At 29.2% G+C, this 13569-nt stretch carries 12 protein-coding genes; 1 reads left to right on the top strand and 11 read right to left on the bottom strand.

Features of this window, described 5'->3' with window-relative positions; genetic code table 11:
- Positions 1–14: 14 nt before the first annotated feature.
- Together ACZ5TJ_RS07330 and purB are read right to left on the bottom strand one after the other, a co-directional pair.
- Positions 15–1178 carry an MFS transporter gene (locus tag ACZ5TJ_RS07330; RefSeq protein ID WP_055206478.1) on the bottom strand — a complete coding sequence of 388 codons (1164 nt, stop codon included), beginning with the start codon at positions 1176–1178 and terminating at the stop codon, positions 15–17.
- A 112-nt stretch (positions 1179–1290) separates the two neighbouring features.
- Positions 1291–2721, bottom strand: coding sequence for an adenylosuccinate lyase (gene purB / locus ACZ5TJ_RS07325; protein WP_464198354.1), 1431 nt, complete (start codon positions 2719–2721; stop codon positions 1291–1293).
- Positions 2722–2889: 168 nt separating this feature from the next.
- Here purB and ACZ5TJ_RS07320 point away from each other — a divergent pair, with 168 nt between their 5' ends.
- Entirely contained in the window at positions 2890–3105 is a 216-nt protein-coding gene (locus tag ACZ5TJ_RS07320) for a DUF378 domain-containing protein (protein WP_464198352.1), read from the top strand.
- A 38-nt stretch (positions 3106–3143) separates the two neighbouring features.
- Here the strand turns inward: ACZ5TJ_RS07320 and ACZ5TJ_RS07315 are convergent, their stop codons facing one another.
- The 9 genes from ACZ5TJ_RS07315 to dapG all read right to left on the bottom strand — a co-directional run bounded on the left by ACZ5TJ_RS07315 (position 3144) and on the right by dapG (position 13559).
- Positions 3144–3404, bottom strand: a complete 261-nt coding sequence (locus ACZ5TJ_RS07315) for an HPr family phosphocarrier protein (protein WP_039315994.1) — start codon at positions 3402–3404, stop codon at positions 3144–3146.
- A 161-nt stretch (positions 3405–3565) separates the two neighbouring features.
- Positions 3566–3826: a stage V sporulation protein S gene (locus tag ACZ5TJ_RS07310; protein ID WP_039315996.1), complete on the bottom strand. Its 261-nt coding sequence runs from the start codon at positions 3824–3826 to the stop codon at positions 3566–3568.
- Positions 3827–3996: 170 nt separating this feature from the next.
- On the bottom strand, positions 3997–5541 hold the full coding sequence (gene rny, locus ACZ5TJ_RS07305) for a ribonuclease Y (protein ID WP_039315998.1): 1545 nt from the start codon (positions 5539–5541) through the stop codon (positions 3997–3999).
- A gap of 329 nt (positions 5542–5870) precedes the next feature.
- A complete protein-coding gene (gene recA / locus ACZ5TJ_RS07300; RefSeq protein ID WP_464198348.1) occupies positions 5871–6917 on the bottom strand; it encodes a recombinase RecA in 1047 nt (348 codons plus the stop codon).
- Between the two features lie 143 nt (positions 6918–7060).
- Entirely contained in the window at positions 7061–7651 is a 591-nt protein-coding gene (pgsA, locus tag ACZ5TJ_RS07295) for a CDP-diacylglycerol--glycerol-3-phosphate 3-phosphatidyltransferase (RefSeq protein WP_055206470.1), read from the bottom strand.
- Positions 7635–8981: a 30S ribosomal protein S12 methylthiotransferase RimO gene (gene rimO, locus ACZ5TJ_RS07290; RefSeq protein WP_464198345.1), complete on the bottom strand. Its 1347-nt coding sequence runs from the start codon at positions 8979–8981 to the stop codon at positions 7635–7637. The genes pgsA and rimO overlap by 17 nt, the downstream gene beginning before the upstream one ends.
- A 107-nt stretch (positions 8982–9088) precedes the next feature.
- Complete coding sequence (locus ACZ5TJ_RS07285; RefSeq protein WP_464198343.1) at positions 9089–11485, bottom strand: DNA translocase FtsK; 2397 nt, start codon at positions 11483–11485, stop codon at positions 9089–9091.
- 101 nt (positions 11486–11586) lie between these two features.
- Positions 11587–12291, bottom strand: coding sequence for a ClpP family protease (locus tag ACZ5TJ_RS07280; protein ID WP_464198341.1), 705 nt, complete (start codon positions 12289–12291; stop codon positions 11587–11589).
- A 68-nt stretch (positions 12292–12359) separates the two neighbouring features.
- Positions 12360–13559: an aspartate kinase gene (dapG, locus tag ACZ5TJ_RS07275; RefSeq protein WP_464198339.1), complete on the bottom strand. Its 1200-nt coding sequence runs from the start codon at positions 13557–13559 to the stop codon at positions 12360–12362.
- Between the last annotated feature and the right edge of the window lie 10 nt (positions 13560–13569).

Here is a 13569-nt window from a genome sequence, read left to right as displayed (position 1 = left end):
TGTTCTTTATTTAATTAGTTATATCTTTTCTTTATTATTTTAGATGCAATACAAAATAATACAAATGCTATAAGCATTGATATAGGCATTATAAATACAGCTTTACTAATTCCAATTGCATCTGATGCAGTACCAATTACTAAGTTCATTATTGTATTAATAATATTTGCAAAAGATATTACAACACCCGTAATGTATGCTGTACTATTCTTAAATGTATTACTAAGTACTACAACTACAGTAGGGAACATTATTGAGAAGAAGAATCCTGATACAGATACAATATATAATCCATTTTCTCCACTTAATAATCCTATTATAAATAATACTCCTCCAATAAATGAAAATGCTTTAATAGCTACTTGTGATCCTATTTTTTCAACTATAAATCCACCAACTAATCTTCCTATTGTAAATAATAAGAAAAATAATGATACATATGATGCAATTTTAGAATCTGTGAAACTTGAATAATTAGTTTTTATAAATGTAGGTAACCATCTACCAGTTCCTTGTTCTGCTACTACGTAAAAACCTAGCCCTAAGAAAAATACCCATATAAGCTTATCTTGTAAAACTGTTTTTAATGGAATTCTATCTACATTTTCAGTTTCCTCTGCTCTAGGTAACTTAACAAACATAAAGCACACAAATATAATAAATGTAAGAGCTGCTGAGCCCATATATATAGTTCTCCAGCTAATACCATCTGTTATTAAAATACCTGATAATTTTTGTGATGCTGAAAGTCCAACTCCATAAGCAAAGTGAGTTAAATTCATTGCTATAGCCTGACCTGTAATCCAAAGTATTGGTATTATCGTATTTGCTGCTATTGCCATAATTCCTAAAAAACCTTGTATCATCGCAAATGCAATAATAAATACTATAAAATTAGGCGCTATTCCTTGTATAATGTTTGTGATTGCAGCTCCAATTAAACCAATTAAAAATAATTTTTTCTGACCTATTTTATCACAGACCATACCACCTATATAATTACATATTAAGTAGCATATTGATCCGCACATAAACATGATTGATAACATAGTATCATTTATACCAAAACCATTTTTAAGTGGTACAGTAAAGATATTTATTAATCCTTCTGTAACTGCCATTATTACCATAACTAAATATATTAGTATGGTAGATATTATTCTACTTTTTTTGTTCATTTGTATCTCCTTTCGTCTTTCGTAAGTACGATTTATTATATCATATGAATTATATTATAATAAAGTAAAAAACTAGCCCTACAATAATGTAGAGCTAGTTTTTTAAAATTTATTATACATTTATTTCACTTTTAACTTCTATAGCATCTTTATTTGAATCTATAATTGGTTTTACATATTCAGAAATAAATTCTTCAACTTGACTTGGAGCTCTTCCTATAAACTTACTTGGATTTATTATGTTGTTTATTTCCTCTTCTGAAAGTTTTATTCTATCGTCTTCTATTATTCTCTTAATTAAATCATTATCAAGACCTTCGCCTTTAACTCTAGCTGCTGCTTTCATTGAATGTTCTCTTATTAATTCATGAAGTTCTTGTCTATCTCCGCCACCTTTAACAGCTTCCATAATTATATTTTCTGTAGCCATAAATGGTAACTCTCTGTTAACATGTGCTGCTATAACTTTGTCGTATACAACCATATTTTCAGAAATATTTATATATAAATTAAGAACTCCATCTAATGCTAAGAATCCTTCAGCTATTGATATTCTTTTATTAGCTGAATCATCTAATGTTCTTTCAAACCATTGAGTTGATGCTGTAATAGCCGGATTTAATGAATCTACTATTACGTATCTTGCAAGGGCACCCATTCTTTCACTTCTCATTGGATTTCTCTTATATGCCATTGCAGATGATCCTATTTGATGTTTTTCAAACGGTTCTTCCATTTCTTTCATACTTTGAAGTAATCTTAAATCATTACTGAATTTATAACAGCTTTGTGCAACTTCTGATAAAGTATTAAGAACTATTGAATCTAATTTTCTTGGGTATGTTTGACCTGTAACTCCATAGCTACTTGAGAATCCCATCTTTTCAGCAACTTTTTTATCTAAAGCCTTAACTTTTTCCTCATCATCTTCGAAAAGATTCATAAAACTTGCTTGAGTTCCTGTAGTTCCTTTTACTCCTCTAAGCTTTAGTGTGCTTAATACAAAATCAATATTTTCTATATCCATAACTAAATCTTGCATCCATAAAGTTGCTCTTTTCCCTACTGTAGTAAGCTGAGCTGGTTGAAAATGTGTAAAGCCTAAAGTTGGCATATCTTTATATTCCATAGCAAACTTACTTAATCTATGTAATACAGTTACTATTTTCTTTTTTATAAGTAATAAAGCATCTCTCATAATTATTATGTCAGTATTATCTCCTACATAACAACTAGTTGCACCAAGATGTATTATCCCTTTTGCATTTGGACATTGTAATCCATAAGCATATACATGACTCATAACATCATGTCTTACTTCTTTTTCTCTCTTAATTGCATCTTCATAATTTATATTATTTACATTTTCTCTTAATTCACTTATTTGTTCATCTGTTATATTTAATCCTAATTCCTTTTCACATTCAGCTAATGCAAGCCATAATTTTCTCCATGTAGTAAACTTCATATTATCTGAAAATATATAACTCATTTCTTTTGATGCATATCTTGAATTTAATGGTGTGCTGTATAAATCTCTCACTTTGTTACCTCCCACACGAATATATTTTTATTATGTTCTTATATCATTCGTATTATAACATAATTTTTCCCTATTTTCATCTTTTTATAAAAAACTTTTCATTATGTAATTATTTTTTATTAACAATCATATATATATGATAAGTAAAAACGAAAGGGGTATTTTATTATGTGCAAATTAAACATATTTGATAAACTATCTTTCCTATTAGTTATAATAGGATCTATAAATTGGGGATTAATTGGATTATTAAACTTTAACTTAGTTACATTTCTAAGTTTTGGCTATGGCATGATTACTAGAGCTATCTATATATTAATAGCTATTTCAAGTGTAAACTTAATAGCATTATTATTTAGGTGTAATTTTATATCAATAAAATAAAGAAGGTTCCTAAATTTTAGGAACCTTCTTTATTTAAATTAATCTTCTAAGTTTTCGATTAATTTTGCAATTTCTTCACAAGCTAAAGCTTCGTCATCTCCTGAAGCAATAACGTTTACTACTGAATTTGCAGTTACAGCTAATGAAAGAACACCGATTAAGCTCTTAACATTTGCTTTCTTTCCGTTGAATTCTATGCTTACATCTGATTTGAATGATGAAGCTTTTTTAACTAATAAAGTTGCTGGTCTAGCGTGTAAACCAGTAGCGTTTTTAACTAAAACCTCTTTAGATACCATGTAAATACACCTCTTTACTTAATTTTTATAAGTTAATATTCTACTAACCATTTCATTATAAATGTTTTCACAGAAAATTTCAACCATTAGCCAATTTAATTTTAAATTTAATTACATATTATAACTTTTTTCTATCTATATATTTAACAATTTTTAAAATATTATCTAGGTTGAACTATAAGTTTTATAGCTGTTCTTTCTTCTCCATCTATTTCAATATCTGTAAAAGCTGGAACACAAATTATATCCTTTCCACTAGGAGCTACAAATCCTCTTGCTATTGCTATTGCTTTTATAGCTTGATTTATTGCTCCTGCCCCTACAGCTTGAATTTCTACGATATTTTTTTCTTTTATTATTGCAGCTAATGCACCTGCTACAGAATTTGGATTTGATTTTGTTGAAACTTTTAATACTTCCATTTTTATTTTTCCTCCTACATTTTATTACTAATCGTTTACATAAAGTATGCACCATATAATTGCATATATTATATATTCTACTTTTATATCAAAATTCCTTCTATTTTTTCAAATTTTTATAATAAAAAAATACATTTTGTATATACAAAATGTATTTTAATATCAACTATTTATTTTGCAAAATCAATTGATCTAGTTTCTCTAATTACATTGATTTTTATTTGACCTGGATATTCTAGTTGCTCTTCTATACTCTTTGCAAGATTTCTAGCAAGTTCAACTGATCCAACATCATCAATTTGATCTGGTTTAACCATAATTCTAATCTCTCTACCAGCTTGAATGGCATATGACTTTTCTACACCTTCATATGAGTTAGCTATTTCTTCTAACTTCTCTAATCTCTTTATATATGCCTCCAATGTTTCTCTTCTTGCTCCTGGTCTAGCTGCTGATATTGCATCTGCTGCTTGAACCAATATAGCTTCTAAAGATTGCATTTCAACATCCCCATGATGGGCTCCTATTGCATTTACTACAGCTTTAGATTCACCGTATTTCTTAGCAAGATCTGCCCCAATTAGTGCATGTGGTCCTTCCTGTTCTTGATCTACAGCTTTTCCTATATCGTGTAGTAAACCTGCTCTTCTAGCTAGAGTAACATCTAAACCTAATTCTGAAGCCATCAAACCAGCTAAATATGAAACTTCTACGGAATGCTTTAATACATTTTGACCATAGCTAGTTCTGTATTTTAATCTTCCAAGTAATCTAGTAAGCTCAGGGTGAAGACCATGAACAGCTGTTTCTAGTGTTGCTTGTTCTCCTTCTTCTTTAATATCGTTTTCGATATCTTTTTGAGCTCTTTCAACCATCTCTTCGATTCTTGCTGGATGTATTCTACCATCCACTATTAACTTTTCAAGTGCCATTCTAGCAACTTCTCTCCTTATAGGATCAAAGCTTGATAAAATTACTGCCTCTGGAGTATCATCTATAATTAAATCTACTCCTGTTAAAGTTTCTAGGGTTCTAATGTTTCTTCCTTCTCTACCTATTATTCTACCCTTCATTTCATCGTTAGGTAAAGCTACAACATGTACAGTAGTTTCTGAAACGTGATCAGCAGCACATCTTTGTATTGCTGTAGTAATAATTTCCCTTGCTTTCTTTTCAGCTTCTTCTTTAGCCTTGCTTTCGATTTCTTTAATCATAATAGCAGCATCGTGAGAAACTTCTCTCTTAACTTCATCTAATATTATTTGACGAGCTTCTTCACCTGAAAGGTTTGCAACTCTTTCAAGTTCTCCTCTTCTTTGTTCATGAAGTTCTTGGGCTTCTTTTTCTAACTGTTCAATGTCATTCATTCTACCATTGATTATTTCTTCTTTCTTTTCAAGAAAATCACTCTTTTTATCAAGAGATTCTTCTCTTTGTAAAACTCTTCTTTCAAGTCTTTGAATTTCACTTCTTCTCTCACGAGAATCTTTTTCTAAATCATTTCTTAATCTATGAACCTCTTCTTTTGCTTCAAGAATAGCTTCTTTCTTCATAGCTTCAGCATCTTTTTTAGCATCCTCTACAAGTCTTTCGGCTTCCCTTTCAAGAGACTCAACTTTATTTTGTGATGTAGTTTTTGTTGTTTTATAAACTACTATTCCTAATATTAACAGCACAATTATATCAATAACTATCATTGTTATAATTTGTTGCATATTAACACCCCCTTGCTTAATTTTTAGATGAAGCTAGTAGGTGTCATACTGTGTTCTCACTGTTATTTTTGGAATATGATAAACCAGTATTTGTTATTATTGTATAGTAAAAATAAAATTATGTCAAGTTGAGTTATATAAACACTTAATTATAATATTATCTTCATTTTTCTCTCTTTTTCTTTTATTTTCTGAATATTTCAATCTAATACCCTAACCTTTAGTAAAGGTTTACTTCATGATTTTTTATATTATTTTATAAAAAATGGTAAGAAATCTATTTCCGATGATTCCTTACCATTTTCTTATACAATAATTTAATTATATTCTTATTTATCTTCTTCTACTGCTGAATTAGATACATTATTTTCTGTAATAAGTGGTAATCCGTGCTTTCCTCTAATTTTATTTTCAATTTCTAAAGCAATTTCTGGATTTTCCTTAAGATATGCTTTAGCATTTTCTCTACCTTGACCTAATCTTATATCTCCATAAGAGAACCATGCTCCACTTTTTTGTACTATTTCCTCTTTAACTCCAACATCAACAATATTTCCTTCTCTAGAAATACCTTCATTATACATAATATCAAATTCCGCTTGTCTAAATGGAGGAGCTACTTTGTTTTTAATTATCTTAACTCTTGTTCTGTTACCTACAATATTTTCACCTTGTTTTATTGAATCAATTCTTCTAACATCCATTCTTACAGAGGCATAGAACTTTAAAGCTCTACCACCAGGTGTTGTTTCTGGGTTACCAAACATTACTCCAACTTTTTCTCTTAATTGGTTAATAAATATAGCAACACAATTAGTTTTGTTTATTGTTCCAGCAAGTTTTCTTAAAGCTTGAGACATTAATCTTGCTTGAAGCCCAACGTGTGAATCTCCCATTTCCCCTTCAATTTCAGCTCTTGGTACTAGTGCAGCAACAGAGTCTATAACTATAGCATCAATTGCACCTGAACGTACTAATGCTTCAGCAATTTCTAAACCTTGTTCTCCTGTGTCAGGTTGAGAAACTATTAGGTTTTCAGTATCTACACCTATTTTTCTAGCATAAGAAGGATCTAAAGCATGTTCAGCATCAATAAACGCTACCGCTCCACCTTTTTTTTGTGCTTCTGCAACTATGTGAAGTGCTACTGTTGTCTTACCTGAACTTTCTGGACCGTATATTTCGATTATTCTTCCTCTTGGAACTCCACCAATACCAAGTCCAATATCTAAATCTAAACAACCGGTTGGAATTGAATCAACATTTAGTACTGAATCTTCTCCAAGTTTCATAACTGAACCTTTACCAAATTGCTTTTCTATTTGACCCATTGCAGCTTCTATAGCCTTTAATTTATTTGAATCTATATTATTCATTAATACACCATCCTCTCATCGAACTTATGTTCTGTATAATAATTATAAAATAATAATAATATATAGTCAACTACTAATATAGATAAAAGTTCCAACTTTTAGTAGGAACTTTTATAATCATTGCCATATTTAATTGGTTTTAATCATTTGTTAGTAGATATTATACCTTTATTTTTTCTAAAATAATCATATCCTGATACTATAGTAATAATTACAGCAATATCTAAAGATATTCTAGGTACATAATCAAAGAAATTCATAAAAAAATTACTGTTTGTAACTAAATCAAATAGGTATTTACTTTGACCTATATTAACCTCTATTAAAAGTAAAATTATTGCTACTATTTGAATAACTGTCTTAATTTTACCCCACCAGCTTGCAGCTATTACCTTACCTTCTGATGCAGCAATTGTTCTAAGTCCTGAAACTGCAAACTCCCTTGCAATTATTATAACCGCAGCCCAACTAGGCACAACTCTAAATTCAACAAGTGATATCAATGCAGCTGTAACTAATAATTTATCTGCTAAAGGATCCATGAACTTTCCGAAATTAGTTATTTGATTTCTACTTCTTGCAATATATCCATCAAGTTTATCTGTTATTGACGCAATAACAAATATGAATGTTGCAATAAAAGTTCCATAAGGAATCTCATTTATAGCTATAAATATTAGAAAAATTGGCACTAAGAGCATTCTTAGTAGCGTTAATTTATTTGCAAGATTCACACATACCAACTCCTATTAAATCATACTCTGTATTTTTTTCTATTCTAACTTGAGTAAAATCTCCCTTATTAATAGCACAATGTCTAGTAAATAGTACATTACCATCTATTTCTGGTGCCATTTCATAATTTCTACCATAGTAATATTCTCCATTATATCCTTCAACAAGAATATCATATATTTTTCCAACTTTCAAACTATTTATTTCATTTGAAATTTCTCTTTGAGTTAACATAAGTTCATTTTCTCTTATATCTTTTATCTCTTCATCTACTTGACCATCCATTTTAGCAGCTGGAGTACCTTCTTCTCTAGAATATTTAAACACTCCGACTTTATCTATTTTATATTCTAAAAGGAAATCCTTAAGTTCTTTAAAGTCTTCTTCTGTTTCATTTGGGAATCCTACAATTAAAGATGTTCTTAATGCTATACCTTGCACTCTATCTCTTAATTTGTTAATTTTATTTATTATATCTTCCTTTGTTGTTTTTCTTCCCATAAGCTTTAATATATTATTGCTTATATGTTGTATTGGAAGATCTAAATATTTTACCACTTTATCATTTACCGCAATTTCATCTATAAGCTCATCATATATTTCTTCTGGATAACAATATAATACTCTTATCCATTTTATTTCGTCTATTTTTGAAAGCTCTTTTAAAAGTATATGAAGTGATTTCTTTCCATAAATATCACTTCCGTATAAAGTAGTATCTTGAGCTATTAAGATTAATTCCTTAACACCTTTAGCTGCAAGACCTTTTGCTTCTTTTATAATGCTATCCATTTCTCTACTTCTAAACTTACCTCTTATCTTAGGAATTATACAGTAAGTACAGAAATTATTACATCCTTCAGCTATTCTTATATAGGCAGTACTACTTTCAGTAGTAAGTACTCTTTCCCCTTCATTTATATTTTCATCTGAATAGTTTACTTCTGTAAACTTATCTTCCATATTTCCTTTAGCTATGAAGTCTACAATTAATTTATCTATTTTATTATAGTCATTTACTCCTAACATTATGTCTATTTCTGGCATAAGCTCTTTAAGTTCTTTTCCGTATCTTTGAGTTAAACATCCAGTAGCAATTAACAATTTACATTGATGCTTTGTTTTATAATTTGCCATTTCTAATATTGTATCAATAGATTCTTGTTTTGCTTTCTCTATAAATCCACATGTATTAACTATAATTATGTCAGCTTCTTTAGGATTATTTGTTATTTCATAAGTTTTATTCATAACTCCAAGCATTATTTCTGAATCTACTCTATTTTTATCGCATCCTAAGCTAACCATTCCCACTTTATATTTTGTCAAACTTTTTTCCTCCTACGTTCTAAAAAATACTTTTGTACTTAACTATTTTATAACTGTTTTCAAGGCATTACAAGATAAAATTTATTTAGTTTTGTTAATAATTTTTATTATTCTTCCATCTCTAATAACTCTTCTTTACTTACTAATACTTGTCTTGGTCTACTACCATCTTTTTCAGATATTATTCCACGACTTTCTAAATCATCCATTATTCTAGATGCTCTATTAAATCCAATTCTAAGTCTTCTTTGTAAAAATGATGTTGAAGCTTGTCCGTAATCAACTACTATTTTTATTGCTTCATTCAATAATTCATCAACTTCTCCACCATCTTGCCCTTGCATGCTTGATGATTCTGCCTCATTATTTATATGTTCAATAATATCTTCTTTATATTCAGCCTCACGATCTCCACTCTTTACAAAATCAACTACTTTTTCTACTTCCTCTTCTGAAATAAAACATCCTTGAACTCTAAGCGGTTTACTTTCGCCAACTGGGTAATATAACATATCACCTTTACCTAAAAGTTTTTCTGCACCACCACTATCTAGTATAGTTCTTGAGTCAATCTGAGATGAAACAGCAAATGAAATTCTAGATGGTATATTAGCTTTTATTACACCAGTTACAACGTCTACTGATGGTCTTTGAGTTGCTATAACTAAGTGCATACCAGCTGCTCTTGCCATTTGAGCTAATCTTCCAATATAATCTTCAACATCATTTGCACAAACCATCATAAGATCTGCAAGCTCATCTACTATTATAACTATGAATGGTAATTTTTCTTCTATAGTTCCATTTTCATAAAGTGCATTATAAGAATCAATATTTCTTGCTCCTGAATCTGCGAATAATTTATATCTTCTAGTCATTTCATTTACAGCCCAATTTAATGCACCAGCTGCTTTTTTAGGGTCTGTTACTACTGGAATTAAAAGATGTGGTATTCCATTATATACACTAAGCTCAACAACTTTTGGGTCTACCATAAGAAGTTTAACTTCATCAGGTGAGTATTTATATAATAAACTCACTATTAATGTATTTATGCAAACACTTTTTCCTGATCCTGTAGCTCCTGCAATTAATGTATGTGGCATTTTACTTAAATCTCCAACAACACATTGCCCTCCTATATCTTTACCTAATGCAAAAGCTAACTTCTTATTTGTATTTGTAAATTCATCTGATTCTAATACCTCTCTTAAGAATACTGGAGTTTGTTCCTTATTAGGAACTTCTATACCTACAGCTGCTTTTCCTGGTATTGGAGCTTCTATTCTAACTCCTGATGCTGCAAGTCCAAGTGCTATATCATCTGAAAGATTTACTATTTTACTTACTTTAACTCCAGGGCTCGGTTGAAGCTCAAATCGAGTTACAGAAGGTCCCTTTGTTACTTGATTTACTTTAGCATCTACACCAAAACTTGCTAATGTATCAGATAACTTTCCTGCACTTTCAATTAAATCTTGCTTATCATTTTTATTTAATTTAGTGCCGTTATTTAATTTAAGTAATGATAACTCTGGATATCTATAATCTTCTTTATTTTCTATAGCTTTATCTTCTAATATACTATTTTCTATCTCATTTTGCACTACATCTTTAACTTCGTTATCAAGTTTTTCTTTCTTGTAAGTGTTGTCCACTTTATTTGAATCCTTTAAGAAATCATCTATCTTATCTTCATTAAATTTAGGTTCATTAATCTTTGGTTTACTTTCTTCTATGTCACATTCATTAAAGTAGTCATCATTATCATCTAAAGATGAATTTTTCATAAAATCAAGAATTTTTATTTTATTATTAACACCATTTAAAAATTCCTTTTTATAATTATCATCTTCTTTTTCATTATTTTTAGGCATTTTTATAAATGTATCGTCTATATCATTTTCTTCTACATTATAATCTCTCTTCTTAATTTTAGGTTTTTTAATTTTTTTACTATTTTTCTTTACACATATTCCTATATCATGAAGAGTTATATCAAATGTAATAATAGTAGCAATTCCTATAAGTGCAATATAAATAATGTATGATCCAATTATTCCTAAAAATTTATATAATGGATATGCTATAACGTAGCCTAAAACTCCACCATTTAGTATTGATTTCATATCTACTATTTCTTTTATTCCATCTCTAAATGAATTTATGTTAGGTAACATTTGTATATATATAGTTGAAAATATTAATACTGTTATAACTGCATATACTGTTATTCCATAAAATTTTATATTAAGAGCAATATTCCCTTTAGTTTTTATATACTCATATCCTAAATATAAAATATATAAAGGTAATATGTATGAACCAATTCCTATTAATAAATGAGATAATCTTTGTGATATAGTAGATAATATACCTACAAAATCTGTGTATATTGCCACAGATAAAAGTATTCCTATTGCTATATAAACTATTCCAAATATATCTTCATTTTTATTCTTTTTATTTTTTCTAGTATTACTTTTTTTCTTTGTTCTACTCAAAAATAATCACCCCACCTTATTAGTTTCTACACTCATAATTAAATTCCTTTATGAACATAATAAAATCAGCCATAAAATAATTTATAGCTGATTTCATAATATTATTCATGTGAATCTATTAAAGAATTTAATTTTGATATGGCTTCTTTTAATCCACCTACTTCATCTATTAATCCACATGAAACTGCTTGATTGCCAATTAATATAGTTCCAACATCATTTAATAAATCACCTTGTTGTTTTAATAATTTATCGAGTTCTTCATGTTTTATATGTGAAGTCCTTACTATAAAATCATTAATTCTTTCTTGCATTTTCTTAAAGTACTCAAATGTTTGAGAAACTCCAATTATAAATCCGTTCATTCTAATTGGATGTACAATCATAGTCGCAGATGGAGTTATAAATGAATAATCAGATGAAGTTGCAAGAGGTACGCCAATTGAATGTCCGCCTCCTATAACTATAGATACTGTTGGTTTAGATAAAGAATTTATCATTTCTGCAATGCCAAGCCCTGCTTCAACATCTCCTCCTACAGTATTTAAAACAATTAAAACCCCTTTTACATTTTCGTTTTGTTCAACATCTATTAATTGAGGTATTATATGCTCATACTTAGTAGATTTATTTTGAGCTGGTGATACAACATGACCTTCTATTTGGCCAATTATAGGTAATACACGTATTCTTTCATTTGGATTCGTTACTCCAGTATTACCAAACTCCTTTATTGCATCAACATTCTTATCTTCTTTTTCTTTATTATCATTTTCGCTATTAAAAAATTCTATACTCATAAACATTCCTCCTATACAGTTTTATTTTGTACAAGAGGAATTATTTTATACTAAATTAATTTTAAATATAAATTTTATGATAATTCAAATGATTTATGAAGTGCATTTATAGCCTTAGATACATTTTCTGTACCTACTAAGCACCATATTGTCATATGTGAATCAGCTGTTTGTAGAACTTCTACGTTATTTTCATTTAAAGATTGTACTATTTTAGCTATAACTCCAGGAATTCCTGTCATTCTTGAGCCAACTATAGCTATTTGGCTACAATTTTCTCTTAACGAATACTTTATTCCTACAGCTTCTAATATGTTTTTAAGTTGCTCTTTTTTATCTGCCCCTATTGTGAATATTTGTTGTTCTGGGAAGATATTTATTAAGTCTAAACTTATTTTATTAGCTGCTAGTAGACTTAATATGTCTTTATATTTAGTATTGCCTTCATTTTCATCAGCTTTAATTCTTACTTGTATTCTATCATTTTGATGAGTAATACCAGTTATTATCTTATTATTATTTACATCACCATTATTATTTATTAAAGTTCCTTTTGCATCACTCATAGTATTTTTAATAAATAAAGGTACATTACTCTTCATTGCAATATCAACAGCTCTTGGATGTATTACTTTTGCACCTTGTTCTGCTAATTGGAATACTTCGTTATAACTAATAACATTTATTAATGAAGCATCTTTTACTATTCTTGGATCAGCAGTCATTATACCATCAACATCTGTATAGATTTCAATTTGCTCAGCATTTAACGCCACTCCAAGTATTGCTGCACTAGTATCGCTTCCACCTCTTCCTAGAGTTGTGAAGAATCCATCTTCAGTAACACCTTGGAATCCTGTAACTACTGGAACTCTTCCTTTTGATACTAAGTCTAATATTTGCTTTGGATCAACATCTTTATGAGCTGCATTTGTAAATACACTATCAGTTTTTATTCCTGCTTGTCCTCCTGTAAGTGGAATAGAATCAATTCCAGCTTCAAAAAGATCATTACTCATAACTACAGAACTAATTATTTCACCACAACACATTAAAAGGTCAGAAGCTAATTTATTAGTTCCCTTAAATTTTTCTTCAACTAAAGATAATAGAGTATCCGTTGCATATGGATCTCCACTTCTTCCCATAGCTGAAACTACAACTACTGGTGAATATCCTTCCTCAATAGCATGTTTAACTTTTTCTACTACACGACTTCTTCTTTCCTTTGTAGATACAGATGTGCCACCAAATTTTTGCACTACAATTTTCATCGGTTTTCCC

The sequence above is a fragment of the Clostridium budayi genome (genome assembly GCF_055396605.1).
Note: the sequence above shows the minus strand (reverse complement) of the source record. Positions and strands in the feature narration are given on the sequence as shown.